Genomic DNA, 25,677 nt, shown 5'->3' on the forward strand with positions numbered 1-25,677 from the left:
TTCACTCCCTTGTCCTTCTCACCTATGACATCGCCGCCCGTCCCACCGCCCCCGCCGCGGCCCGGGCCGCGGGCGAGGTCGCGAGGTATTCGACGGCCTTGCGCAGCGAGCCTTCCTGCGAGGGATGGTACGACCGCCTGAAGTAGCGCGGAATCGCGGCGCCCAGCTCGCGCCAGGTCGGCAGCAAGCCCTTGGCGACCGCCCTGTTGTGCTCGCGCAGCGAGTACCGCATCCGGCCCGCCAGCTGAGGATCGTGGCGTATCAGATACGCCGCTCCCCACGCCCACAGCCACAGCAGCACCGGGGCGACCACCACCATCCCCTCGACGCGGCGGACGTACCGGGGCAGCCCCGTGCCCCCGCAGTGCTGGTACATGTCGAACGCCACGGCCCGGTGCTCGACCTCCTCGGCGCCGTGCCAGCGCAGCAGGTCGAGCATCACGGCGTCCGGGTCGGCGTGGTCCAGGCCCTCGGCGTGCAGCACCCAGTTCCCCAGGACCGCCGTGAACTGCTCGATCGCGGCGACCAGCGACAGCCGGAAACGCAGCCACTCCTGCGCCGGTATCGGCACCCCCAAGGGAGGCGCCTCGCCGAGGAGCTTCTCGAAGAGGAAGTCCACATGCTTCGTGTACGCGCCGGTGTCCAGGTTCTGCTCGGCCAGGTGGTTCAGCACATACGCGTGCTGCACGCTGTGCGTCGCCTCCTGCCCCATGAACCCCTTGACGTCCTTCAACAGTTCCGGATCACGGACCAGCGGCAGCGCTTCCTTGAAGACCCTGACGAACCACCGCTCCCCCGCCGGCAGCAGCAGATGCAGCACATTGATCACGTGCGTGGCCGTGGGCTCGTCCGGTATCCAGTGCAGCGGCGTCTCGCGCCAGTCGAAGGAGACCCGGCGGGGGGTGATGGCGTACTGCTCTTCCGTGCTCACAGCGGCGGCTCCATCCGGGCGATCGCGCGCAGCGTCTTCGGTGCGAAGCGCGACAGGAAGTGGGCGCCGCGCGCCTCGGGCGTCACCGGCACGACCGCCTGGTTGCGTACGACGGCCTTCAGGACCGCGTCGGCGACCTTCTCCGGCGGATAGTTGCGCAGCCCGTACAGGCGGGCCGACTTCTGCTGCCTGCGCTTCTCCTCGGCCACCGTGACCCCGGCGAACCGGGCGGTCGAGGTGATGTTGGTGTTCACGAGCCCGGGACAGATCGCGCTGACCCCGATGCCCTGGCCGGCGAACTCCGCCCGCAGGCATTCGCTCAGCATCAGCACCGCCGCCTTCGATGTGCTGTAGGCGGGCAGCACCTTTGACGGCTGGTACGCCGCCGCCGACGCGGTGTTGACGATGTGGCCGCCCTGGCCCCGGTCGGCCATCTGCTTGCCGAACAGGCGGCAGCCGTGGATGACGCCCCACAGGTTCACATCCAGGACCTTTTTCCAGTCCTCGGAGGTGGTGTTCAGGAAGGAGCCGGAAATGCCGACCCCTGCGTTGTTCACCAGGACGTCGACGACGCCGTACTCGGTGGCGACCTTTTCGGCGAGCTTCTCCATCGCCTGCTCGTCACTGACGTCGACCGTCTCGGCCCAGGCCTTCGGGGCCCCGATCAGCCGGGCCATCTCCGCCGTACGGGCCGCGCCCTCCGCGTCCCGGTCGACGGCCACGATCCGCGCCCCGGCCTCGGCGAACGCGTAGGCGGTGGCGCGTCCGATGCCGCTGGCCGCGCCCGTCACCAGGACGAGCTGGCCGCCGAACCGGTCGGCGTACGGGCCGCTCGCCACTGTGTCCCTGGGCGCCACCCCTGCCGCCGTGTCCTCGTTCCCGGTGACGAATTCGGTGATCCACGCCGCCAGCTGATCGGGGCGGGTGCGCGGCACCCAGTGCTTGGCGGGCAGCGAGCGGCGCACCAGCTGGGGTGCCCACTGCTCCAGGTCGTCGTACAGCCGCTCCGACAGGAAGAGGTCGCCGGTCGGCGTGATCAGCTGGACGGGGGCGTGGGCGTACGCGTCGGCTCGCGGCCTGCGCAGCCGGGCGCGGACGTTGTCGCGGTAGAGCCAGGCGCCGTGCGCCGCGTCCTGGGGCAGGGACGCCGTCGGGTAGTCACCGGCCGGCACCTTCTCGACCCGCTGGAGGATCTTGGGCCACTGTTTGCCGAGCGGGCCGCGCCACGCCAGCTCCGGCAGCACGGGCGTATGCAGCATGTACACGTACCAGGACTTGGCGCCCTGCCCGAGCAGCTGGACGGCCCTGCGCGGGGTCGGCCGCGCCATCCGCTTCTTGATCCAGTGCCCGAAGTGGTCCAGGGAAGGGCCGGACATCGACGTGAAGGAGGCGATCCTTCCCTCGGTCCGCTTGACCGTGACGAACTCCCAGGCCTGCACGGATCCCCAGTCGTGCCCGACCAGGTGCACCGGCTTGTCCGGGCTGACCGCGTCGGCGACGGCGAGGAAGTCGTCCGTCAGCTTCTCCAGCGTGAAGCCGCCGCGCAGCGGCTTGGGCGCGGTCGACCTGCCGTGGCCCCGTACGTCGTACAGCACCACATGAAAGTGCTCGGCGAGCCGCGCGGCGACCTCCGTCCACACCTCCTTGCTGTCCGGATAGCCGTGCACCAGCAGTACGGTCGGCCGCGCCGCGTCGCCCAGCTCGGCGACGCACAGTTCGACTCCGCCCGTACGCACCCACCGCTCGGTGGCTCCCTGGATACTCACGCCGACTTCTCCTCTGCCCAGCGCCGCACGTGCGGCAGATCGTCGTCGAGCCAGAACGCGCTCTGCTCCGGATCCTTGGAGTCCGTCACCACCAGAATCTCCTCGAACTTGGCGCCCGTACCCCGGAATCCGAGGTGCGGTTCGACCGCCCACAGGCCCGGCTGGGGCGGGTGGTCGGAGAATTTGTACGGACTCCACAGCGGCGACCAGCCGTCGCGGTGCCCGTGCAGTGCGTCGCTCGCCAGCCCCTTCAGTGACTGCGTGCCGAACCCGAAGAGATGCGGCGACCAGCGGCGCTCCTTGACCCGGTCGACCTTGTGGGCGATGACGCCGAAGGGGTACGCGCGATGCCGGTTGGCGTAGCCCTGACGGGCCATGAGCCGCTCGACGTCCTCGTAGATCTCGCGCAGCGGGCGCCGCTCGCGCACCTCGCGCAGGATCAGCTCGCGGTGCGGTTCGAGATCGGCGAGGAGTTTGTCGTGCACGGGGTTGAGGCCGAGGCATCCCGAGTAGCCGATGTCCGAGGTGAAGCCCTTGAAGACCGGGGCCATGTCGAGGATGAACGGCATCCCCGGCTCCAGCCGCCGGTTCGTCGGGAAGAACTGCAACGGCACCCGGAAGTTCACGAAGGCCGTACGGTCCCCGAACCAGGCGAAGGGCAAGTGGAACCAGTCCTTCACGCCCCGCTCGCGCAGCCAGTCCCGCTGCATCCGCGCCGCCTCGCGCTCCGTCACCCCCGGCTTGAGCTGGGCCGCGACGGCTTCCGCGCAGGCGTAGGCGAGGCGCTGCACCTCCCGGAACCCCCGCAGCTGCGCGGCGCTTTCACTCTGCGACGCAGAGACTGCTGAGACTGCTGCTGAAGCCATGCCACCTGTCCGTCCCGTGTTGCGGTACGCGTACGTAACTTGACACTGATGAATGTGACAATGCCCGGCGGCGACGTCAAGGGGTCGGGTGTTACCTGTGGAAACTTCCCTCTGGACCACCGCCCCCTACGGGCCCGTACGCCTTGAGTCGGACACCGATCCAGCCGCCTGGTCTGACGCGTGATGTGGTCCGCGCCACTACCTTCAAAAACGTGACTGTGATCGCGACCGAAAGCCTGAGCAAGCGGTTCCCGAGGGTGACCGCTCTTGACCGGCTCTCCTTGGACATCGGACCCGGTGTTACCGGCCTGGTGGGCGCCAACGGAGCCGGCAAGTCCACCTTGATCAAGATCCTGCTGGGTCTGTCCCCCGCCACGGAGGGCACCGCTGCCGTGCTGGGCCTGGACGTCGCCACCAGCGGCGGCGCCATCCGCGAGCAGGTCGGCTACATGCCCGAGCACGACGCGCTGCCACCCGACGTCTCGGCCACCGAGTTCGTCGTCCACATGGCACGCATGTCGGGACTCCCGCCGACCGCCGCCCGCGAGCGCACCGCCGACACCCTGCGCCACGTCGGCCTGTACGAGGAGCGCTACCGCCCCATCGGCGGCTACTCGACCGGCATGAAACAGCGCGTGAAACTGGCCCAGGCCCTGGTCCACGACCCGAAACTGGTCCTCCTCGACGAGCCGACCAACGGCCTCGACCCAGTCGGCCGCGACGAGATGCTCGGCCTCATCCGCCGCGTCTACACCGACTTCGGCATCTCGGTCCTGGTCACCTCGCACCTCCTCGGCGAGCTCGAGCGCACCTGCGACCACGTCGTCGTCATCGACGGCGGCAAGCTGCTCCGCTCCAGCTCCACCAGCGACTTCACGCAGACCACGGCCACACTCGCGGTCGAAGTGACGGACAGCGACACCCATCCGGACGGTACGCGCGCCCTGCGCGAGGCCCTCACCGCCGCGGGACTGACGCTCCAGGCGAGCGCCGAGGACGGCCTCCCGGGCGCGGGCCACATCCTGCTCATCGAAGCGACCGGTGAGGAGACGTACGACCTGGTGCGGGACGCCGTCGCCGACCTCGGAATCGGGCTCGTACGGATGGAACAGCGCCGGCACCACATCGCGGAGGTCTTCCGCACCAACGAGCACCCGCAAGCAGGCACAGACGCAGCCGTCGAGGCCCGTGAGCCCGTCGCAGCCGCCATGCCGCAGAAGGGAGACAGCCGCGATGGCAGCTGACCTCACGACACCGAACGGCACCCCGGGCAACGGCACCCCGGGCAACGGCACCCCGGGCAACGGCACCCCGGGCAACAGCACACCCGGCAACGGCACCCCGGGCACCGACCCGGCCCGTATCCACAACATCGGCTACCGCTCGTACGACGGACCCCGCCTGGGCCGGGCGTACGCACGCCGCTCGCTCTTCTCGCAGTCCCTGCGCGGCGCATACGGACTGGGCCGCAGCGCCAAGTCCAAGGTGCTGCCGATGATCCTCTTCTCGGTGATGTGCCTGGTCGCCGCCATCATCGTCGCGGTCGCCGTCTCCGTCCCCACCATGACCGACCTGCCGCTTCAGTACACGCGATACGCGATCGTCATGCAGGCCGTCATCGGGCTCTACCTGGCCTCCCAGGCCCCGCAGTCCGTATCACGCGACCTGCGCTTCAAAAGCGTCTCGCTGTACTTCTCACGCCCCATCGAGCGCGCCGACTACGTCCTCGCCAAGTTCGCGGCGATGGCGTCGGCCCTCTTCATCCTCACGGCGACCCCCCTGGTGATCCTGTACGCCGGTGCGCTGCTCGCCGAATTCGACTTCGCGGACCAGACGAAGGCGTTCGCACAGGGGCTGGTGTCCGTGGCACTGCTGTCCGTCCTCTTCGCCGGCCTCGGCCTGGTGATGGCCGCCCTCACGCCGCGCCGCGGCTTCGGCGTGGCCGCCGTCATCGCCGTACTGACGATCTCGTACGGCGCGGTGTCCACCGTCCAGGCGATCGCCTGGGAACAGGGCTCCACCGCGGCCGTCGAGTGGCTCGGGCTCTTCTCGCCCGTCACCCTCATCGACGGCGTACAGACCGCCTTCCTCGGCGCCACTTCAGCCTTCCCCGGAGGGGAAGGCCCCTCGGCCGGCAGTGGCGTGGTCTACCTGCTCGCCGTCCTCGCGCTCGTCTGCGGCTCGTACGCCGTGCTGATGCGCCGCTACCGAAAGGTCGGGCTGTGACCACTATCGACATCGACCACGCCTCCCGCTGGTTCGGCAACGTGGTGGCCGTCAACGACATCACACTGCGCGTCGCTCCGGGCGTGACCGGACTCCTCGGCCCCAACGGCGCAGGAAAGTCCACCCTGATCAACATGATGGGCGGCTTCCTCGCCCCCTCCACCGGCACCGTCACCCTCGACGGGAAGCCGATCTGGCGCAACGAGTCCGTCTACAAGGAGATCGGAATCGTGCCCGAGAGGGAGGCGATGTACGACTTCCTCACAGGACGCGAATTCGTCGTCGCCAACGCCGAGTTGCACGGCCTGACAGCGGAGGCGGCGCAGAAGGCACTCGCGACCGTCGAGATGGAGTACGCGCAGGACCGCAAGATCGCGACGTACAGCAAGGGCATGCGCCAGCGCGTGAAGATGGCCTCCGCCCTGGTCCACAACCCGTCGGTGCTGCTCCTGGACGAGCCGTTCAACGGCATGGACCCGCGCCAGCGCATGCAACTGATGGAGTTGCTGCGGAGGATGGGCGCCGAGGGCCGTACGGTCCTCTTCTCCTCCCACATCCTGGAGGAGGTCGAGCAACTCGCCTCGCACATCGAGGTGATCGTGGCCGGCCGGCACGCCGCTTCCGGTGACTTCCGCAAGATCCGCCGCCTGATGACCGACCGGCCGCACCGCTATCTCGTACGGTCCAGCGACGACCGCGCGCTCGCCGCCGCGCTGATCGCGGACCCGTCGACGGCGGGCATCGAAGTGGACCTGGCGGAAGGGGCGCTGCGCATCCAGGCCGTCGACTTCGGCAGGTTCACCGCACTGCTCCCGCAGGTCGCCCGCGCGCACGGCATCCGGCTGCTGACGGTCTCGCCCTCCGACGAGTCCCTCGAATCGGTCTTCTCCTACCTCGTAGCGGCCTGAAAGGAGCTTGAAGCGATCATGTACGAACCCACAGTCGCCCGGCTCACCTACCGGGCCCTCCTTGGCCGCCGCAGGGCCGCCATCCTCTTCGTCCTCCCCGCGCTGCTGATCGTCATCGCGAGCGCGGTACGGCTGCTCACGGGAGCGGACGACCAGATCGCTTCCGACGTCCTCGGCGGCTTCGCGATCGCCACGATGGTCCCGCTGATCGGCGTGATCGCGGGCACCGGGGCGATCGGTCCGGAGATCGACGACGGCTCGATCGTCTACCTGCTCGCCAAGCCGGTGAAACGGCCCACGATCATCTTCACCAAGCTCATCGTCGCGATCGCCGTGACGATGGCCTTCTCCGCGATCCCGACCTTCATCGCGGGCCTGATCCTCAACGGCAACGGCGGACAGATCGCGATCGCCTACACGGTCGCGGCGCTGGTCGCCTCCATCGCGTACAGCGCGATGTTCCTGCTGCTCGGTACGGTCACCCGGCACGCGGTGGTCTTCGGCCTCGTCTACGCACTGGTCTGGGAGACGCTCTTCGGCAGTCTCGTGCCGGGCGCGCGCACGCTCAGCGTCCAGCAGTGGGCGCTGTCCCTGGCCGAACGCATCGGCGCGAACGGCACGATCACCTCGGATGTCGCCCTGCCGACGGCGGCGGTGCTGCTGGCAGCGGTCACGGTGGCGGCGACGTGGTACGCGGGCCAGAAGCTCCGCACGCTCACCCTGGCCGGCGAGGAGTAAGCGGAACGCTGCCGTCCATCAACCCCCGCCCTCCCGGCGGGGGTTGATGCGTTTTCCGCGTAACTGTACGTTTATCGGCTCGTTGTTCACTATGCGTGGAGGCAACTGGAATCTGAGGCGTCGAGCGTTCGTGAATTTGGGAATTGCCGGTACCGGAACGCATCCGGGCCGGTCGCCAGAGTGAGTAGCCACCTTGAGCGTCCTCCGCCCCTAAAAAGCCCGGGGACAGGGCTGTCCATCGTCGGCTTTCCCGAACAGAAGGCATGCTCATGCCATCAGAAGTCACCCTGCTCGAATCGCGCACGATGCGCGACGAGCATCTGGGCCGCATCGACGTCCTCGACAAGGTCAAGGCGCTTGTCATGCTCCCGGACGGAGTTTACGTTCGCACAGAGGACGTGGCCCGGTATTTCGAAGTATCCACAGAGGTGCTGAAGAAGGTCGTTCAGCGCCATCGGGCGGAACTCAACGAGAACGGGTTGCAAGTACTGCGAGGCGATGACCTGCGGCGCTTCCATAGGGACATCTTGTCCCTATGGAGCGACGACCTGGGGACAAGTTATCCACAGGCGGCCACTCAACTGACGCTCTACACCCGCCGGACCGTCCTCAACATCGCGATGCTTCTTCGCGACAGCGACATCGCCCGCTGCGTCCGTACGTACCTCCTCGACGCCGAGGAGAACGGCTGGCGCGCAGGCTACGCCTCGCTCGACAAGCGCGTCACCAAGGTCGAGACGCATCTCGACACCGTGGGGCGCGCGCTCCAGGAGCTCGGCCCCGTCATCAACGGGATCTCGGTACGGCTCGACCGCCTCGACCGGCGTCTCGACGCCACCAACCAGGTGGTCGGCGCCATCAGCAACCGGCTCTGTGACCTCTCCGACCACATGCACCGCATGGAGGACCGCATCGACCGCAGGCTGGACGACGTCTCCCACCGGCTGAGCGCCCTGGAACGCGGTCAGCGCAGCAAGCGAGGTAAGCGCCGCTGATGCAACGCCGCCGCCCGAGGACCTCAGCCCAGCAGCAGCCGCGCCAGCACCGCCGTGTGGCTGCGGTCCGGGTCCTTGGCGGCGGTCAGCAGCGTCATCCGGCCCGCCTTCGCGAGCGTACGCAGGTCATCCAGGGCCGCGGCCGCTTCGGGAGCGGCGAGCTCGGACTCGTAGCGCCGGCAGAATTCCTCGTACTCTCCGGAAGGCCCGTGGTACCAGCGGCGCAGTTCCGTCGACGGGGTGAGGGCCTTCGGCCACTCGTCGACCTCCGCCGTCTCCTTGCTCAGGCCGCGCGGCCACAGCCGGTCGGCCAGGACGCGCGTACCGTCGTCGGCCGACGGCGGCTCGTACACCCTGCGCACTCGGACATCAGGTTTGGTCACGAGGACCAGCCTGCTACACCTTGCGGTCGCGCGCCGCGAAGAGGCCGACCATCAGGGCCGCCGCGCACACCCCCAGCATCAGGATGATCGGCAGCGTCCAGCCTCCGGTCGCCTCGTACACCGCGCCCGCCGCCGGCGGGCCCACCGCGGCCAGCAGGTAGCCCACCGTCTGCGCCATCCCGGACAGCCGGGCCGCCGTCACCGCGTCGCCCGAGCGCAGCACGATCAGCGTCAGGGCCAGGCCCACCGCACCGCCCTGCCCGACGCCGAGCACCGCGGCCCAGAGCCAGGCGCCGGACACGGGGGTGGCCATCAGGCCGGCGTAACCGGCCGCGACCAGGGTCGTGACCAGCACGATCAGAGGGCGCTGGCTGCGCATACGTCCGGCCAGCAGCGGCACCACGAACGCGCCCGCCACCTGGATGAGGTTGTTGAAGGCGAAGACCACACCGGCCGTGGAGCGGCTCATTCCGTGGTCCGTGAAGATCGTCGGCAGCCAGGCGATCAGGACGTACGTCCAGAGTGACTGCAGCCCCATGAAGAGCGTGACCTGCCACGCCAGCGCCGACCGCCACACGCTGCGGACGCGGACGTGGGCAGGGATGCGAGTTCGGTCGCTGCCCGTCGGTACGCCGCTCCGTACCTCATGTCCCGTACGGCCACGGGCGATCAGCACTTGCGGCAGCCACGCCACCGCGGCGACCACGGCGAGCAGCGACCAGAACGCCAGCGACGCCTCCCAGCTGCCGCCGAAAGCCCTCTCCAGCGGCACCGACGCTGCCGCCGCGACCGTCGCGCCCGCGATCATCGCGCCGGTGTAGACCGACGTCATCGAGGCGGCCCTGCCCGGGAAATCGCGCTTGATCAGGCCCGGCATCAGGACGTTGAGCAGCGCGATCGCCAGCCCGATCAGCAGACTGCCCCCGTACAGCGCCGTCACGGTGGGAACGGCCCGCACCACAATCCCCGCGCCCAGCAGCAACAGCGCGCCCAGCAGCACCACTTCAGTGCCGAATCGCCGCCCCAGCCACGGCGCCACCATCGCGCCCACGCCGAGGAAGAGCACCGGCACCGACGTCACCAGGCTGGTCGCCGTCGACGACAGCCCGAACGCCTCGCCGATCTCGCTCACCAGCGGCGACGTACTCGCAAGCGCCGCCCGCATGTTGACGGAAGCGAGCACGATCCCGATCAGCAGGACCACCGGACTGGCGAGCAACGCCCTTCTCGCGGCCGCCCCTTGAGCCGATGGCCGTACGTCGGCCTCGGCGTGCAGGAGGAGTTGACCGGAATCCGGGCGTGACAAGGCAAACACCTTTCAGGAAGGGATTGATGGGAGAAATCAGGGGGTGGTCAGGGCCGTCACCACATCGATCGGCACCTGGAGCACAGCCCGCGCCGCCCCTTCCGCCGCCGCCGCGTCTCCGCTCTCGATCGCGTCGAGCAGCGCCCCGTGCGCGGCGAGGTCGATCGGCGGCATCTCGTGGTCACCGAGCGCGGTCACCAGCGTCTCGTGCACCTGGGTGGAGAAGAAGCGGTAGACCTCGGTGAACGCGGCGTTGTGCGTCGCCTCGACGACCCCGAGGTGAAAGGCGAGGTCGGCATCCGCGGCCCGGTCACCCTGTTCGTGCAGGTCGGTGAGGGCGTGGCGCAGCGCGCGCAGGTCCGCCTCGTCGCGTCGTACGGCCGCCAGCCGCGCCGCCTCCGCCTCCAGCGCGACCCGCAGTTCCAGTACGTCGAGTACGCCCGCGTGCCGCATGCCGCGCAACACCGCCGCCGGGTCGGCGGCCGATCGGACAAAGGTGCCGTTGCCCTGCCGCGATTCGAGGAGCCCGGCGTGCACCAGCACGCGCACCGCCTCGCGCACGGTGTTGCGGCCCACGCCGAGCTGTTCGGCGAGATCGTGCTCGGTCGGGATGCGGTGGCCGACCGCCCACTCGCCCTCGGCGAGCTGGGCCCGCAACTGGTCCACGACGTTGTCCACCAGGGACTGCCGTCCCGCCGCCCGCAGCGCCATCCAGACCTCCCACTCGTAAGCTGTTTGCCCGGTTGCCCGGTCATCCTACAACTGGACAATACAGTGGCGCGGCTCAGCAGACGCGGGGACACTGGGTGACGCACCACTCACGGGGGAGGAGTGTTGGCCGGTGACGTGCCGACCCGGCCAACACTCGCCACGGTGAGAGGGCTCAACCTCAGCTGCTGAGCAGCTGTTCCAGGACGATCGCGATGCCGTCCCCGTCGTTCGACGCCGTGATCTCGTGCGCCACGGCCTTGAGCTCGTCATGCGCGTTGGCCATCGCCACGCCGTGCGCCGCCCAGCCGAACATCGGGATGTCGTTCGGCATGTCGCCGAAGGCGATCGTGTCCGCGGCCTTGAGCCCCAGCCGCCGCGCCGCCAGCGACAGGCCCGTCGCCTTGCTCAGGCCCAGCGGCAGCAGCTCCACCACGCCGGGACCCGCCATGACCACGTCGACCAGGCTGCCGACCGTCTGGCGCGCGATCCGCGCCAGCTCGTCGTCGTCCAGGTCCGGGTGCTGGATGTAGACCTTGTTCAGCGGCGCCGACCACAGCTCGGAAGGGTCCTCGAAGGCGACGTACGGGAGCGGGCCTTCCTGTACCCGGTAGCCCGCCCCGACCAGCACCTCGCCGTCCAGGCCGTCGCGGCTCGCGGCGAGCGCCAGCGGGCCCGCCTCCGCCTCGATCTTGGACAGCGCCAGCCCGGCCAGTTGCCGGTCCAGCGTCACCGAGGTCAGCAGCCGGTGCTCACCGGCGTGGTAGACCTGCGCGCCCTGGCCGCAGACCGCGAGGCCGTCGTAGCCCAGGTCGTCCAGGATGTGCCGGGTCCAGGGGACCGAGCGTCCGGTGACGACGATGTGGGCCGCGCCCGCCGCCGTGGCGGCGGCGAGCGCTTCGCGCGTACGGGCCGAGACCGTGTCGTCGGAGCGCAGCAGCGTCCCGTCGAGGTCGGTCGCGACGAGCTTGTACGGGAACGGCCGGGAAGCGGTGCTCACTTGGAGATGGGCTCCAAGATCTCTCGTCCCCCGAGATACGGACGCAGCACCTCAGGCACCCGCACCGAACCGTCCGCCTGCTGGTGGTTCTCCAGGATCGCCACGATCGTGCGCGGTACGGCGCACAGCGTGCCGTTCAGCGTCGCGAGCGGCTGCACCTTCTTGCCGTCGCGCATGCGGATCGACAGCCGGCGCGACTGGAACTCCAGGCAGTTCGACGCGGACGTCAGCTCGCGGTACTTGCCCTGCGTCGGGATCCACGCCTCGCAGTCGTACTTCCGCGAGGCCGAGGAACCCAGGTCACCGCTGGCCACGTCGATCACCTGGAACGGCAGCTCCAGCGACGACAGCCACTGCTTCTCCCACGCCAGCAGCCGGTCCAGCTCCGCCTCGGCGTCCGCAGGGGCGACGTACGAGAACATCTCGACCTTGTCGAACTGGTGCACCCGGAAGATGCCCCGGGTGTCCTTCCCGTACGTACCGGCCTCGCGGCGGAAGCAGGGCGAGAATCCGGCGTACCGCAGCGGCAGCTTGTCCGCGTCGATGATCTCGTCCATGTGGTACGCCGCGAGGGGGACCTCGGAGGTGCCGACCAGGTAGTAGTCGTCCTTCTCCAGGTGGTACACGTTCTCCGCGGCCTGGCCGAGGAAGCCCGTGCCCTCCATGGCGCGCGGGCGCACCAGCGCCGGCGTCAGCATCGGGATCAGGCCGGCCTCGGTGGCCTGCGCGATCGCCGCGTTGACAAGTGCGAGCTCAAGCAGCGCGCCGATGCCGGTCAGGTAGTAGAAGCGCGAGCCGGACACCTTGGCGCCGCGCTCGACGTCGATCGCGCCGAGCGACTCGCCGAGCTCCAGGTGGTCCTTGGGCTCGAAGCCCTCGGCCGCGAAGTCGCGCGGGGTGCCGATGGTCTCCCGTACGACGAAGTCTTCCTCGCCGCCCACGGGGACGTCGGGGTGCACGATGTTGCCGAGCTGGAGCAGCAGCCGCTTGGACTCCTCGGCGGCCTCGTCCTGCTCGGCGTCGGCGGCCTTGACGGCGGCGGAGAGCTCGCCGGCCTTCCGCAGCAGCTCGGCCTTCTCGTCGCCGGAGGCCTTGGGGATGAGTTTGCCGAGCGACTTCTGCTCGGAGCGGAGTTCGTCGAAGCGGACGCTGGACGACCTGCGCCGCTCGTCGGCGGAGAGGAGGGCGTCGACGAGGGCGACGTCCTCTCCACGGGCGCGCTGGGAGGCGCGAACACGGTCGGGGTCCTCACGGAGCAGGCGAAGGTCAATCACCCCACCAGGCTACCTGCGACCGCTTCCGCCGATCGACTTGATATCGCATTGCGTGGCGCTTTGCCCGTATTGCCCTAAATCGGAATCCTGGGGAGCGGTCACTTCGGCGCCGACGACCCGCGTCAATAAAACAGGCGCTATTCCCTGAAACAGGGCAGTTTATGCTTGCCCCGTTGACGCTTCCCCCTTGCGTGAAGCGGGAGTTGGCGACTTGGTTGTCCACAGGAATGGGCGACTCCAGTGACTTATCCACAGGCTGTGCGAAAGATCTGTGGACACCGGAAGAGATCGTTCCCAAAGGTGCATGAGGGGCAGAGGATTCCCCGCTCAAACCCTCTTCACACGCTCATTCGGGTGGGAATTGCTCGCTCTAAAGAGTTGATCAATGGAATTGAGGTGACAGAGCCCGACCTGCCGTCCTGTGGACGGAAGCGAGGTCTGTGAGCAGATTTGTCGACGATGTCGGGATACGTTGTCGACTTGTCCCCAGGTCGAGAAGCGACCCTGTGGATAACTTCTGTGGGTAAAGGTCAGGCCCGGCCGTCCTGGCTCCGCGCCAGCCATTCCGCGGCCGCCACGAACTCGGCGTCCGAGGTCCCCGGCCGCAGAGACCGGACCTCCTGGGGCGTCACACCGGCCCGCGGATACGACCCGAGGAACCGCACATTCGGGCAGATCCGCTTGAGACCCATCAGCGCCTCGCCCACCCGCCGCTCCGAAATATGGCCCTCGGCGTCCACGGCGAAGCAGTAATTGCCGATCCCCGCACCCGTCGGCCGCGACTGGATCAACATCAGGTTGACGCCCCGCACCGCGAATTCCTGGAGCAGTTCGAGCAGCGCACCCGGGTGGTCGTCGCCCAGCCAGATGACCACCGACGTCTTGTCCGCCCCGGTCGGCGCCGACGGCCGCGCGGGCCGCCCGACCAGCACGAAACGGGTCTGCGCGTTCACGGCGTCGTGGATCTCGGTGACGAGCGGCACGAGGCCGTACGTCGCCGCCGCGAACTCACCCGCGAAGGCCGCGTCGTACCGGCCCTCCTGGACCAGCCGCGCGCCGTCCGCGTTCGACGCCGCCGACTCCCACAGGACGTCCGGCAGGTTCGCCGCCATCCAGTTGCGCACCTGCGGCTGGGCGGCGGGGTGCGCGGTGACCGTCTTGATGTCGGAGAGCTGCGTACCGGGACGCACCAGCAGTGCGAACGTGATCGACAGCAGCACTTCGCGGTAGATCATCAGCGGTTCGCCGGACGTCAGCTCGTCGAGGGTGGCGCTGATCCCGCCCTCGACGGAGTTCTCGATCGGTACGAGCGCTGCCGCGGCCTCCCCGTTGCGTACCGCGTCGAGAGCGGCCGGTACGGACACCATCGGGACGAGCTCCCGGGTGGCGGCTTCAGGGAGCGTACGGAGGGCGACCTCGGTGAAGGTGCCTTCGGGACCGAGATAGGCATAGCGCGTTGCCGACATACGGTCACCTTAATGCGCCGTACGAAGCAGCCGTGCGTACGTGTGCCGTCCGCCTTGCACCCTCAGGACTCCAGGAGCCGCTGTCCCACGTACTCCCCGTCGCGCGCCCCGCCCGGCACCGCGAACAGCCCGCTCGCCTCGTGCCGGATGAACGGCGAAAGCGCGTCCCCCCGGTCGAGCTTGCGCTGCACCGGTACGAAGCCGCGCAGCGGGTCCGCCTGCCAGCAGATGAAGAGCAGCCCGGCGTCCGGCGTCCCGTCCTCACCGATCCCGTCGTGGTACGAGAACGGTCGCCGCAGCATCGCCGCGCCGCCGTTCTGCTCGGGCGCGGAGATACGGGCGTGGGCGTTGGAGGCGATGACGAGTTCGCCGTCGGGTCCGGTCTTGTCGAGGTCGAGCTCGGTGGTCTCGCTGCCGCCCGTCAGCGGGGCTCCGTCGCTCTTGCGGCGGCCGATGACCGTTTCCTGTTCGCCGCGCGGCAGCTTCTCCCAGTCGTCGAGGAGCATGCGGATGCGGCGTACGACGGCGTAGGAGCCGCCCGCCATCCACTCGGGCCCCTCGGCTCCCGCGGCGTTCGCGGGCACGAAGATCCGCCGGTCGAAGTCGGCCTCGGCCGGCTTCGGGTTGCCCGTACCGTCGATCTGTCCCATGAGATTGCGGGCTGTCATGGGCTGCGCGGTCGCCCCCGGGGAACGGTTGAAACCGTTCATCTGCCACCGCACCCGTGCGGCGTCGCCGGCCTCTCTCTGGATCGCTCGCAGTGCGTGAAAGGCGACCAGTGAGTCGTCGGCGCCGATCTGTACCCACAGGTCGCCGTTGCTGCGGCGGGCGTCGAGGTGGTCGGAGGAGAAGTCGGGCAGCGGGTCGAGGGCCGCTGGGCGCAGCGCGTTCAGTCCCGTACGGCCGAAGAAGGTGCGTCCGAAGCCGAAGGTGACGGTCAGCGAGGAGGGGCCGGCGTCCAGCGCCACCCCGGTGTCGGCGTCCCCGGACGGCTCGCCCGCCATCATCGTGCGCGCCGCCGCCGACCAGCGCCGCAGCAGCGCCGCTGCCTCCTTGCGTCCGGCGCCGGGGGCGAGGTCGAAGGCGACGAGGTGGCCGCGGGCCTGGAGGGGCGTGGTGATGCCGGCCTGGTGCTCGCCGTGGAAGGGGACGGCGGTGGAGCCGAGCGACGTCAGGGCCTTCGCACCCGAGGGGCCCGAGGACGCGGACGCACCGGCGTCCGAAGCTGTCGCGTACACACCCGTGGCGCCGAGGGCGAGGCCGGCGGCTCCGGACGCGCCCGCGGCGGCGAGGAGCCGCCTCCTGGAGATGCCGTTGTCGCTCACTTCGTTGTTGCTCACGCCGGTCAGCCGATCTTCACGTTCTTCTTGACGGTCACTTGGTCGATGTCGGAGGTGCGTACGGTCACTTCGATCTCCCACGTCCCCGGCAGGGGGATCTGCACCCCGGTGGCACTCCAGTGTCCGGTGCCGATGCGGTCGGGGGCGGCGGGCAGCGGTCCGATCTCCTTGGCGTTGTGCGTGAACGCGACCTTCACTTCCGGTGCGTCCAGGGCACGTCCGTTGGGCCGCTCCAGCCATACGTGCAGGGCGTTGCTGCCCGAGCGGGCCGGGTCGAGTTCGATCCTCGCTGTGCCCTTGCCGTCCTCGCCGCCCGTGTCGAAGGGGATACGGACCTTGACCGGACCGGCGGGAGCGGCGGTGGAGGTCGCGCTCTTCCCCGCCTCCTTCTCCTCGGTGCGTCCGGGTTCGGTGCTCGTCAGTACGGTCGTCACGGCCAGCAGCACCACGGCGACCGCGGCCTCTGTCAGCACGGAGCGCCGCAGCCCGAGCCGCCCGGGGTCGGCGTCCCGTACCCGCTTCACGCGCGCGGTGGCCACCGCGGCCTTCTGGCGGGCGAGCTGGGCGGCCCGGGCGGGGTCGTCGGGGACGGTGACCGGTTCGGGCTCCTCGGCCGTCTCCTCGCCGACCGCGGCGGCCTCCGCGTCCTCCTTCTCCTCGGTGACCGCCTTCTCGGCCAGCCGCCCCGTCCAGCGCCGTGAGATCCAGGCGATGCCGACGAGGACGGCGACCAGTGCGATCTTGACGAGCAGGAGCTGCCCGTACGCCGTCCCGGTCAGTGCCGACCAGGAGCCGACCTGCCGCCAGGACTGGTAGATCCCGGTCGCGGCCAGTACGGCGACGCTCGCGAAGGCGACGCGGGAGAAGTTGCGTACAGCGGTACGTTCGATGCCCGGCACCCGGTAGAGCGCGACCAGGAGCGCGGCGAGGCCGCCGAGCCAGGTCGCGACGGCCAGGAGGTGCAGGACGTCGACGGGCATCGCGATGGCGGGCTGGAGGCCGGTCGAAGCGTGCTCGGAGAGCGCCCAGGTGGCCGCGATCCCGGCGGCCAGGACGCCGCCGCCGAGGGCGAGCCCGAAGGTGAGGTCCTTCTTTTCCGCCGGGTCGTCCCTCTTGGCGTACGCGCCGAACAGCACGGCGACGAAGAGCGCGGCCGCGCCGAGCAGCAGCAGCCGTGAGACGAGTGAGGCGCCGGTCTTTGTCTCCAGTACGGCCTTGAGCCCGCTCAGGTCGAAGGCGTCGGCGAGCTTTCCCGAGCCCGTGTAGGGGGCGCGCAGCAGCAGCATGGCCAGGGTGGAGGCGGTGAGGGTGAGCCAGCCCTGGACGACGAGGCGTTGCAGTGGCCGTTCGCGGGCGCCGCGTTGCCAGCAGGCGAGCACGAAGGCGCCGCCGCCGACGAGCAGGATGAAGCCGGCGTACGAGGTGTAGCGCGCGATGCCGTAGAGGGCGCCGACGAGGCCGCCGCCGGCGGACTCTTCGGGGAGGGCGACGGTGGTCTTGGAGGGGGCGCCGATGGAGAAGGTGAAGGCGCCGGAGATGGGGTGGCTGTCGGCGGAGACGGCCTGCCAGGCGACGGTGTATGTGCCGTCGGGCAGCCCCGGGTGCAGGGGAACGCCGTATTGGACGATGCTTCCGCTGCTCATGTCGCGTACTTCACCGGTGTCGGAGCGTTTCCCGCTCGGTTCCAGTACGCGGATCGAGTCGTTCCCGAGAGCGATCTTTTCGGAGAACGTGAGGGTGATGTGCTTGGGCGCGGTGGCGACAACCGCCCCGTCCTTCGGGTCGCTTCCCGTGAGCGCGGCGTGCGCGGACGCGGGTGCGGCTCCTGCGAGCAGGGTGCCGAGGAGTGCTGTGGTGATGAGCAGCAGCCTGATCACTGCGGCTGCTCCGAAGCGCGGGGCGGTTACCGGCATGGTGTGTCAGTCCCTCACTGCTTCTTGGGGTTGTGGGTGGACTCCTTCACGGGAAGCTCGGCCTTGACCGGGTCGGCCTTCTCGAAGTGCAGCTCCACGGACACCTTCTCGCCCTGCTTGGGCTTCTTCTTGAGCTTCAGGAACATCATGTGGTTCCCGCCGCGCTCCAGATCGAGCTCGCCGTTCGCGGGGATGTCGAAGGACGTGACCTCCTGCATTTTCTGGTTCTTGGTCTCGTGGATCTGGACCTGGCCGGCGATCTCGCTGGTGACGGAGGTGAGCTTGTCCGCGATGTCGCTGTCGTTCTTGACGGTGAGGAAGCCGGCGGCCATGTCGTCCATGACGGGCTCGGGCATGAAGGCCCCGCTGATGTTCAGCCGGGGCTTGTCGTCGCTCCCGGTGGAGCAGCCGGTCAGGACGAGGCCCGTGGCCAGGACCACGGCTGTCGCGAGGGTGGTGCTGCGGCGGCGCTTCACGGCTTCTCGCCCTTGAGGAGCTTGGGGAGGTCCTTGATGTAGTCGTCGGCGGAGGTGTCCTCGCTGTAGAGGACGTATCCGGCGTCGGTCTTCGGGGAGAACGCGATGACCTGTGCGCCGTGCATGGAGACGACGGTGCCGTTCTTTTCCTTCTTGGGCGGGTCGATGCCGATTCCCATCTGGCGGGCCCCGGCCTGGATGGTGGGGAAGTCGCCGGTGAGCCCGGTGAAGGCGGGGTCGCCCGCGCCCTTGAGCCACTCGCCGAGTACTTCGGGGGTGTCGCGTTCGGGGTCGGTGGTGACGAAGACGACCTGGAGCTTGTCCCGGTCGGCCTGGGGGAGCTTCTTGTAGGCGATGGCGATGTTGCTCATCGTCAGCGGGCAGACGTCGGGGCACTTGGTGTAGCCGTAGTAGATGAGTGTCGGCTTGCCCTTGGTCTGCTCGCGCAGGTCGTACTTCTTGCCGTGGGTGTCGTTAAGGACGAGGTCCGGCTTCTTGAAGGGCCGGTCGAGTACGGTCGCGGCTTTGTCGTTGGCGGTGGCGGAGACGTCGGTGACGGGCTTGGAGCCGCCGTCGGTCTTGCCGCCGCACGCGGACAGGGTGAGCGTGGCCGTGGCGGCGAGCGCCGCCACGGTCAGCGCGGTCTTCTTGCGCATGTGGATATGTCCTGGTGGTTCGTGAGGGGGGAGTTGGCGTCAGGCGGTGCGGCGGCGGCCGGCGAGTACGCCGAAGGCCACACCTGCGACGCCCACGATGATGCCGACGATGCCGAGGATGCGGGCGGTCGTGTCGCTGCTGGTGGTGTCGCTGTCGGCCGCCTTTTCGCTCTTGTGTCCGGCGTCGTCCTTGTGGTCGGCGTCGTCGGCCTTGGCGGCTTCCTTGCCGGAGGCGCCGTGGTGGTCGTCTCCGGCGGGCTCGGTCAGCTTGAGGACGGGCGCGGGGGACTGCGGCTCTTCCTCGCCGTCCTTGGGCTCCTCGATCCAGCGGACGACTTCCTCGTTGTCGTACGTCTGGACGGCCTTGAGGACCAGCTGGTCGGCGTCTTCGGGCAGCTGTCCGAGGGAGAGCGGGAACTGCTGGAACTGGCCGGGTCCGACCTTGCCGCCGCTCCAGGTGACCTTGGAGACGGCTTCGTTGATCTCCTTGCCGTGGACCTTGAGCGGCTTGTCGAGCTTGGTCTTGGTGACGTCGACCTTCCAGCCGGGCACGGGCTGCGGCATGACGGAGGACAGCGGGTGATCGGTGGGGAAGGAGACTTCGAGCTTGACGGTCGAGGCGTTGTCCCGCTCGTTGGGCACCTTGACGTTGACGGTGGCGTAGCCGCCCTTTTCGGCGACGCCGACGGGCTGTACGCCGACGTGCGCGAAGGCCGTTCCCGCGAACAGCAGGACGGTGGAAGCGGCGGCACCGGCGACGGAGACGGCAGCGATACGAGAGACGTTCATGTCTGGGAACACTCCACGGGGCAGAGGTGAATGACGCTCCGGTGCGCGGGTGCGCACCGGCATCGCGGCGCCGCTCCCGTGATCGTGCGTGTGTTACGCCGGAGAGTGCGCCGCGTCAGGCTGCGAGAACGAGCGCCGCAGTGGGCGGTCCGCGCCTGATCACCGTGTGCTGGAGTGCTTCGCCGGCCGGCCGTGGTGGCGTGACGAAGGGGGTGTGGGGGGTGCCGGGGCGCTGTGCGGGCGCTGCGGGGAGCAGGCCGGCGTTCAGTGCCCGTACGAGGGCCAGGGCGGCGCGCAGCGACCGTACGAGCGCGCCTTCGGCGACTCCGTGGGCCGACAGGAGGACCAGCCGGGACAGTGCGATTTCTCCGCGCCGCAGGAGCCATCCGGTGGCGACGGCGGCCAGGAGGTGGCCGAGCAGCATGGGGAGGGTGGGCAGCAGTCCGGCGGCGGGTTCGGTGGCTCCTGTGTGGTGCGCCGCGGTGTGTGCGGTGTGCGTGAGGTGCTGCTGCGCCTGGTGTACGGAGGCGGGGTCGAGGCCGGCTTCGGTGATGATCCGGCGCGCTTCGGCGGTGCTGAGCGGCAGTGCGCCGGCGCTGCACACGAGTTTCGCGGCGAAGGTGCGGAGCGAGGTGTCGGTGGCCGCGCTTTCGAGGGCGGGGTTGTGCTGGCCGAGTCCGAAGAGGGTGTGCAGTGCGAGTTGTCCCGAGGCCAGTGCGGTGGCGATGGCGGGCATGGAGCGGGCGCGCCCGGCGAAGGGTGCGATCAGGCCGAATACGGCGGCGGCGCCGAGTGCCAGGGTCCACCACGGGACGGTGGCGCAGGAGGCTATGGCATGCCCGGTCGCGGACAGCACGACGCAGACCGCGGTGAACACCGCGGTCCTGAGCAGCCGCAGACGGGCTCCGGCGCGTGCGTCGGACGTAGACATGGCCTCGACATCATCGCATCGCGTTCACAGCATTCCTACGGCAGGTCCAGGAGCGTATACACCGGCGTAAGGAGTGCGCGCGTCGGCCGAATGAGGGCAATCACGTTCACTCCACGCTTATGAAGCGCTGCTTGCGGCAATACGTATCCGTATGTCGAGCCGCAGCCAGGAGGCTGGAGCATGAGCATCTGGTGGTCTCTCCACTTGCGGCGCGAAGCCGCGAGCGTCCCGCTCGCCCGCCGCCTTCTGCTCGGCACCATGGAGACGGCGGGGGTGGATCCGGACATCTCCTACGACCTGTCGGTCGCGCTCAGCGAAGCGTGTGCGAACGCGGTCGAGCACGGTGGGGACGAGCGATCCGGGACACCTTCCGCGGAATATCGCGTGACCGCTTATCTGGACGGCGAGAAATGCCGTATTGAGGTCGCCGACTCCGGGCCGGGCTTTCCTTCTTCACGGCGGGGGCATCGCGCTGATCTGCGTCCGGCGCACACGTCGGCGGAGAACGGCAGAGGTCTGTGCCTGATCGAGCAGCTGGCCGATCATGTTCATTTCAGAAACAGGCCTGGGTGCGGCGCCGTGGTCAGTTTCGACAAGATCCTGAAATGGCGCGAGGGCGCACTGCTCAAGGTGTCCTGAAGCCCTGAGCGGCACGCCCTCGCGCGGGTGGGGCTGGTCGGCCGTACGTCAGCCCTGCTTGACCTGCGCCATCCATGCTTCGACCTCGTCGGAGCGGCGCGGCAGCCCGGCCGACAGGTTCCGGTTGCCGTCCTCGGTGACGAGGATGTCGTCCTCGATGCGGACGCCGATGCCGCGGTACTCGGCGGGCACGGTCAGGTCGTCGGCCTGGAAGTACAGGCCGGGCTCGACGGTGAGGCACATGCCCGGCTCCAGTGTTCCGTCGGCGTATGCCTCGCGGCGGGCGGCGGCGCAGTCGTGGACGTCCATGCCGAGCATGTGGCCGGTGCCGTGGAGGGTCCAGCGGCGTTGGAGGCCCAGTTCCAGGACGCGCTCGACGGGGCCTTCGACGAGGCCCCATTCGACGAGCTTCTCAGCGAGTACGTGCTGTGAGGCGTCGTGGAAGTCGCGGTACTTGGCGCCGGGCTTCACGGCGGCGATTCCGGCCTCCTGGGCGTCGTACACCGCGTCGTAGATCTTGCGCTGCAGGTCGGTGAAGGCGCCGTTGATCGGCAGGGTGCGCGTGATGTCGGCGGTATAGAGAGTGTGGGTCTCTACTCCGGCGTCGAGGAGCAGCAGGTCGCCGGAGCGTACGTCGCCGTCGTTGCGTACCCAGTGGAGGGTGGTGGCGTGCGGTCCGGCGGCGCAGATGGAGCCGTAGCCGATGTCGTTGCCCTCGACGCGGGCGCGCAGGAAGAAGGTGCCTTCGATGTAGCGCTCGCTGGTGGCCTCGGCCTTGTCGAGGATCTTGACGACGTCCTCGAAGCCGCGGACGGTCGAGTCGACGGCCTTCTGGAGCTCACCGATTTCGAAGGCGTCCTTCACGGCGCGGGCTTCGGAGAGGTAGACGCGCAGTTCCTCGTCGCGCTCGGCGGTGACCTTGTCGGCCAGGGCGGCTTCGATGCCGGCGTCGTGTCCGCGGACGTTGCGGACCGGTCCGGTGGCCTCGCGCAGTGCGGCGGCCAGTTCGCGGACGTCCTTCGCCGGGATTCCGAGCAGCTGCTCGGCCTCGGTGAGGGAGTGGCGGCGGCCGACCCACAGTTCGCCCTGGCCGTCGAGCCAGAATTCGCCGTTCTCGCGGTCGGAGCGGGGCAGGAGGTAGATCGTCGCGTCGTGGCCGCCGTCGGCTTCTGGACGGGGTTCCAGGACGAGGACGCCGTCCTGTGTCTGGTCGCCGGTGAGGTAGGCGTATTCGGTGGAGGCGCGGAAGGCGTACTCGGTGTCGTTCGAGCGGGTCTTGAGGTTGCCGGCGGGGATCACGAGGCGTTCGCCGGGGAAGCGTGCGGAGAGTGCGGCGCGGCGGTCGGCGGTGTGGCCGGCCTGTGCGATCGGCTCCAGGTCGTGCAGTTCGGTGTCGGCCCAGCCGGACTTCATGTTCTCGGCGAGCTCGTCGGACACGCCCGGGTACAGGCCGTTCTTCCGCTGCTTGATCGGCTCTTCGGTCTCTTCCGGGGTCTCCGGCATGAGCTCTTCGGACACGACTGTCTCCTTGATACGACACTGGACCGCCCTCCATCGTATGTGCGACGGGAAGACGGCCCAGGGCGCTGTGGGCAACTGTGACGGATCAGTCGAACCGTGCCGCGAGCAGCACGATGTCCTCCGCCGAATCCGCCGTGTCGGCGCCGCCGGGGAGCATGGTGCGCAGTACGTGGTCGGCGATCGCTCCGGGGTCGTTCCTGAGGGCCCTGGGCACGCTCGCGGCGGCGGCGTGCAGGCGTGCGAACGCGCGGTCCATGGGGTCGCCGGTGCGCTCGAGCAGCCCGTCGGTGTAGAGGAGCACTGTTTCGCCGGGTGCGGGGTTAAGTTCCACGCTCGGTGCCTCCCAGCAGGCGAGCATGCCCAGCGGTGCCGACAGTGAGGTCTCGACGTATTCGGTGCGGCGGTCGCCGATGATCAGTGGGGGGCTGTGTCCGGCGCCGGCCAGCACGATTTTGCGCTGGGCCGGTTCGCAGTAGGCGAAGAGCGCGGTGGCGGACCTGGCCGGTTCGGTGAGGCGCAGCAGCAGTTCGAGGTCGGACAGTACGGCGACGGGGTCCTCGCCCTCCATGACGGCGTACGCCCGCAGGCTGGCCCGCAGTCGCCCCATCGCGGCCAGGGCGCTGGGGCCCGTTCCGGAGACCGACCCGACGGCGAGCCCGAGAGCGCCTTCGGGCAGCGGCAGGGCGTCGTACCAGTCGCCGCCGCCCTGGGGGCCTGTGCGGTGGCGGGCGGCGAGCTGCATGCCGGCGACCCGGGGGAGTCTGCTGGGCAGCAGCTCTTCGGCGACGGTGGCCACCTGGGCGCGGGCGTGTTCGAGCTCCAGGAGCCGGGCAAGGTGTTCGGCGGCGTAGCGGGCGTAGAGGCTCGCGAGGTGGCGCTGGCGCTCCGCGGGTTCGGCCGGTTCGTCGTACAGCCAGACGGCGGCGCCCAGGCGCGGGGAGGTGTCGGTGGTCAGGGGCAGGGCGTAGCTGGCGGCGTATCCCAGGCGCGCGGCGACTTCGCGGTGGCGCGGGTCGAGTTCCGCCTCACCGAGGAGGTCGGGGTGGGCGATCTCGCTGGGGCGGGGGCTTCCGGGGAGTCCGTCGAGGAGCCGCCCGTACGACGTGGAGCTGCGCGGCACGGTCTCGATGTGGCCGAGGTCGGCGTGGGCGAGGCCGAGGCCGACGGTGGTGGCCGGGCCGAGGCCGTCGGCCGGTTCGAGGACGACGAGGCCGCGGCGGGCGCCCACGAGGGCGGCGCCGGCGCGCAGCAGTTCGTGCAGGGCGCTGTCGAGCGAACGGGTGCGGACCAGGCGTTCGGTGAGTTCATGGAGGGTGGTGAGGTCGGAGACCCAGCCCGCGAGCCGGTCCTGAAGCACCGCGCCGGCGGCGCCGGGTGGGGCAGGGGTGGCCGGATGAGGCGTGACAGTGTGCGCGGGGGGCGGAACCACTGGATCGATTCCAGCCACTTTCGGAACGTGAGGGGCGCTCATGATCGCCGGCTTTCCAGCTGGTGCGTTTTGCTCAATAGCATCGCAAACCCCCATGTCATTCTGCGCCGCTATCAATGCATCCACATGTACACGCACAAGTAAGGGGATGTCCAGCATTGTCATCGTGGGACTGTTGGTGTCTGTGGGATAGCCAACTTGGCCTAAAAATGCCACACACGGCAATAATTTGCGGTCGACTGAGGGTGTTCGACAGCGCGTCATATGAACCGTGATGGGTACCTAATCGGTGATGGCCAGGGGCAGTTGGGACCGCCCCGGAACCTGGCGGCGGGCCTGGGCGTCTTAACCGCCGTGGGCCGTGCCTCATCCCCGACAGCGGGAACAGCACGCGGGACAGCACTACGGATCTCCTGCAGATCCTGTACGGACCTGTACGGATCAGTTAAGCGCCATGTGTGCGCCACCCTCCGCTACGTTTCACGCCCGGCCCCGAGGGGTTACCCGTGCCGCAGGCTGAAAAGTGCGGCGATTGCACCACCAGTACGCAGCCAGTACGTGACGTGCACGCTCAGTGAAGATATGCACACATGGTGTGATATGGACCTCGGCGTTCAACGGAAAGGAACGAGCGCTCATGCGCGAGATCCCCGGAAAGCGACGCAGGCTCCGGTTCCGGCGAAGTGAGGGGCCTGCCCAACTCGGCGCGGCGCTGACCTGCGCCGGTGCTTGGCAGTGGCCCGTGCTCCCCGGAGTGGGCCTGAACGGACGGGCCTGTGCCTGTCCCGATCCCGAATGCGTGGTTCCCGGCGCGCATCCCTTCGACCCGGGCATCCTGGCGGCCACCACGGACGAACGCATGATCCGCTGGTGGTGGACCAACCGTCCGACCGCGCCCGTCATGCTGGCCACCGGGGGCGCGGCTCCGTGCGCGATCAGCCTCCCCGCGGTCGCAGGCGCCGTCGCGCTGGCGGCGCTCGACGACATGGGGATGCGCCTGGGCCCCGTGGTCGCGACTGCGACCCGCTGGTCGCTGCTGGTCGCCCCGTACTCCCTGGAGCGGCTCGGTGAGCTGCTGTACGCCAAGGACTGGGTGCCCAGTTCGCTGCGGTTCCACGGAGAGGGCGGCTATCTGGTGCTGCCGCCCTCCGAGACGGGGACCGGGCAGGTGCGCTGGGAAAGGGCGCCCCTGGCCGGTTCGGCCGCGCCCTGGCTGCCTGATGTCGAGGCGGTGGTGGACGCACTGGTGGCGGCGAGCAATGGCGCACCGGACGGCGGCAGCAGGCTCGCGTACTGACAGCCCACCCGTACTCACTCGTATGGGTGTGAGCGCGCCCGTGTTCTGAGGGATTCGGGCGCGCGGCTGCCGTGTCACCGGTCATCCGTCGATATCTTCGGCCCACCGTCAAGAATTTC

24 protein-coding genes are annotated in these 25,677 nt (G+C 69.3%); 7 read left to right on the forward strand and 17 right to left on the reverse strand.

The window, feature by feature from the left end; all coding sequences use genetic code 11:
* Positions 1-22: 22 nt before the first annotated feature.
* Genes ABZX79_RS14045 through ABZX79_RS14055 form a run of 3 tightly spaced genes read right to left on the reverse strand, consistent with a single transcriptional unit; the run spans position 23 to position 3,563 of the window.
* The gene (locus ABZX79_RS14045; RefSeq protein WP_355255854.1) at positions 23-931 is read right to left on the reverse strand and encodes a metal-dependent hydrolase; all 909 of its coding nucleotides are present in this window, start codon (positions 929-931) and stop codon (positions 23-25) included.
* The gene (locus ABZX79_RS14050; RefSeq protein ID WP_355255857.1) at positions 928-2,697 is read right to left on the reverse strand and encodes an SDR family oxidoreductase; all 1,770 of its coding nucleotides are present in this window, start codon (positions 2,695-2,697) and stop codon (positions 928-930) included. The genes ABZX79_RS14045 and ABZX79_RS14050 overlap by 4 nt, the downstream gene beginning before the upstream one ends.
* Complete coding sequence (locus tag ABZX79_RS14055) at positions 2,694-3,563, reverse strand: M24 family metallopeptidase (RefSeq protein WP_355255860.1); 870 nt, start codon at positions 3,561-3,563, stop codon at positions 2,694-2,696. Before ABZX79_RS14055 ends, ABZX79_RS14050 begins: the two co-directional genes overlap by 4 nt.
* A 212-nt stretch (positions 3,564-3,775) precedes the next feature.
* Here ABZX79_RS14055 and ABZX79_RS14060 point away from each other — a divergent pair, with 212 nt between their 5' ends.
* The 5 genes from ABZX79_RS14060 to ABZX79_RS14080 all read left to right on the forward strand — a co-directional run bounded on the left by ABZX79_RS14060 (position 3,776) and on the right by ABZX79_RS14080 (position 8,430).
* Complete coding sequence (locus ABZX79_RS14060) at positions 3,776-4,807, forward strand: ABC transporter ATP-binding protein (protein WP_355255863.1); 1,032 nt, start codon at positions 3,776-3,778, stop codon at positions 4,805-4,807.
* Positions 4,797-5,789 carry an ABC transporter permease gene (locus tag ABZX79_RS14065; RefSeq protein WP_355255866.1) on the forward strand — a complete coding sequence of 331 codons (993 nt, stop codon included), beginning with the start codon at positions 4,797-4,799 and terminating at the stop codon, positions 5,787-5,789. The genes ABZX79_RS14060 and ABZX79_RS14065 overlap by 11 nt, the downstream gene beginning before the upstream one ends.
* Positions 5,786-6,697, forward strand: coding sequence for an ABC transporter ATP-binding protein (locus ABZX79_RS14070; RefSeq protein WP_355255869.1), 912 nt, complete (start codon positions 5,786-5,788; stop codon positions 6,695-6,697). The genes ABZX79_RS14065 and ABZX79_RS14070 overlap by 4 nt, the downstream gene beginning before the upstream one ends.
* 18 nt (positions 6,698-6,715) lie before the next feature.
* On the forward strand, positions 6,716-7,435 hold the full coding sequence (locus ABZX79_RS14075; RefSeq protein ID WP_214974199.1) for an ABC transporter permease: 720 nt from the start codon (positions 6,716-6,718) through the stop codon (positions 7,433-7,435).
* Between the two features lie 269 nt (positions 7,436-7,704).
* Positions 7,705-8,430, forward strand: coding sequence for a hypothetical protein (locus tag ABZX79_RS14080; protein WP_355255872.1), 726 nt, complete (start codon positions 7,705-7,707; stop codon positions 8,428-8,430).
* Between the two features lie 23 nt (positions 8,431-8,453).
* Here the strand turns inward: ABZX79_RS14080 and ABZX79_RS14085 are convergent, their stop codons facing one another.
* The 12 genes from ABZX79_RS14085 to ABZX79_RS14140 form a co-directional block, all read right to left on the reverse strand.
* Positions 8,454-8,813, reverse strand: a complete 360-nt coding sequence (locus ABZX79_RS14085) for a DUF488 family protein (RefSeq protein WP_355255875.1) — start codon at positions 8,811-8,813, stop codon at positions 8,454-8,456.
* A 13-nt stretch (positions 8,814-8,826) separates the two neighbouring features.
* Positions 8,827-10,119, reverse strand: a complete 1,293-nt coding sequence (locus ABZX79_RS14090) for an MFS transporter (protein ID WP_355255878.1) — start codon at positions 10,117-10,119, stop codon at positions 8,827-8,829.
* Positions 10,120-10,155: 36 nt separating this feature from the next.
* A complete protein-coding gene (locus ABZX79_RS14095; RefSeq protein WP_355255881.1) occupies positions 10,156-10,830 on the reverse strand; it encodes a GntR family transcriptional regulator in 675 nt (224 codons plus the stop codon).
* 178 nt (positions 10,831-11,008) lie between these two features.
* Entirely contained in the window at positions 11,009-11,827 is an 819-nt protein-coding gene (locus ABZX79_RS14100) for an HAD family hydrolase (protein ID WP_355255884.1), read from the reverse strand.
* Positions 11,824-13,101, reverse strand: coding sequence for a serine--tRNA ligase (gene serS, locus ABZX79_RS14105; RefSeq protein ID WP_355255887.1), 1,278 nt, complete (start codon positions 13,099-13,101; stop codon positions 11,824-11,826). The genes ABZX79_RS14100 and serS overlap by 4 nt, the downstream gene beginning before the upstream one ends.
* 530 nt (positions 13,102-13,631) lie before the next feature.
* Positions 13,632-14,567, reverse strand: coding sequence for a prephenate dehydratase (pheA, locus tag ABZX79_RS14110; protein ID WP_355255890.1), 936 nt, complete (start codon positions 14,565-14,567; stop codon positions 13,632-13,634).
* Between the two features lie 62 nt (positions 14,568-14,629).
* Positions 14,630-15,916, reverse strand: coding sequence for an iron uptake transporter deferrochelatase/peroxidase subunit (gene efeB, locus ABZX79_RS14115; RefSeq protein WP_355256467.1), 1,287 nt, complete (start codon positions 15,914-15,916; stop codon positions 14,630-14,632).
* Positions 15,913-17,820, reverse strand: coding sequence for a copper resistance protein CopC (locus tag ABZX79_RS14120; protein ID WP_355255893.1), 1,908 nt, complete (start codon positions 17,818-17,820; stop codon positions 15,913-15,915). The genes efeB and ABZX79_RS14120 overlap by 4 nt, the downstream gene beginning before the upstream one ends.
* Positions 17,821-17,834: 14 nt before the next feature.
* Positions 17,835-18,296, reverse strand: a complete 462-nt coding sequence (locus tag ABZX79_RS14125; protein ID WP_355255895.1) for a copper chaperone PCu(A)C — start codon at positions 18,294-18,296, stop codon at positions 17,835-17,837.
* Positions 18,293-18,952, reverse strand: a complete 660-nt coding sequence (locus ABZX79_RS14130; RefSeq protein ID WP_355255897.1) for an SCO family protein — start codon at positions 18,950-18,952, stop codon at positions 18,293-18,295. The genes ABZX79_RS14125 and ABZX79_RS14130 overlap by 4 nt, the downstream gene beginning before the upstream one ends.
* 39 nt (positions 18,953-18,991) lie before the next feature.
* Positions 18,992-19,741: a YcnI family protein gene (locus ABZX79_RS14135; RefSeq protein ID WP_355255900.1), complete on the reverse strand. Its 750-nt coding sequence runs from the start codon at positions 19,739-19,741 to the stop codon at positions 18,992-18,994.
* 115 nt (positions 19,742-19,856) lie between these two features.
* Complete coding sequence (locus tag ABZX79_RS14140; protein WP_355255903.1) at positions 19,857-20,672, reverse strand: hypothetical protein; 816 nt, start codon at positions 20,670-20,672, stop codon at positions 19,857-19,859.
* Between the two features lie 180 nt (positions 20,673-20,852).
* Between ABZX79_RS14140 and ABZX79_RS14145 the strand changes: the two genes are divergently transcribed.
* Complete coding sequence (locus ABZX79_RS14145; protein ID WP_355255906.1) at positions 20,853-21,311, forward strand: ATP-binding protein; 459 nt, start codon at positions 20,853-20,855, stop codon at positions 21,309-21,311.
* Between the two features lie 48 nt (positions 21,312-21,359).
* On the opposite strand, the gene ABZX79_RS14150 is transcribed toward ABZX79_RS14145, so the two are convergent.
* Together ABZX79_RS14150 and ABZX79_RS14155 are read right to left on the reverse strand one after the other, a co-directional pair.
* Positions 21,360-22,814 (reverse strand): aminopeptidase P family protein, encoded by a 1,455-nt coding sequence (locus ABZX79_RS14150; protein WP_355256470.1) that lies wholly within the window; start codon positions 22,812-22,814, stop codon positions 21,360-21,362.
* A 103-nt stretch (positions 22,815-22,917) separates the two neighbouring features.
* A complete protein-coding gene (locus ABZX79_RS14155; RefSeq protein WP_355256473.1) occupies positions 22,918-24,420 on the reverse strand; it encodes a PP2C family protein-serine/threonine phosphatase in 1,503 nt (500 codons plus the stop codon).
* A 478-nt stretch (positions 24,421-24,898) separates the two neighbouring features.
* Here ABZX79_RS14155 and ABZX79_RS14160 point away from each other — a divergent pair, with 478 nt between their 5' ends.
* Positions 24,899-25,558 carry a bifunctional DNA primase/polymerase gene (locus ABZX79_RS14160; protein WP_355255908.1) on the forward strand — a complete coding sequence of 220 codons (660 nt, stop codon included), beginning with the start codon at positions 24,899-24,901 and terminating at the stop codon, positions 25,556-25,558.
* Positions 25,559-25,677: the final 119 nt, after the last annotated feature.

The organism is Streptomyces sp. NPDC002994 (genome assembly GCF_040611155.1).
Taxonomy (GTDB): Bacteria; Actinomycetota; Actinomycetes; order Streptomycetales; family Streptomycetaceae; genus Streptomyces.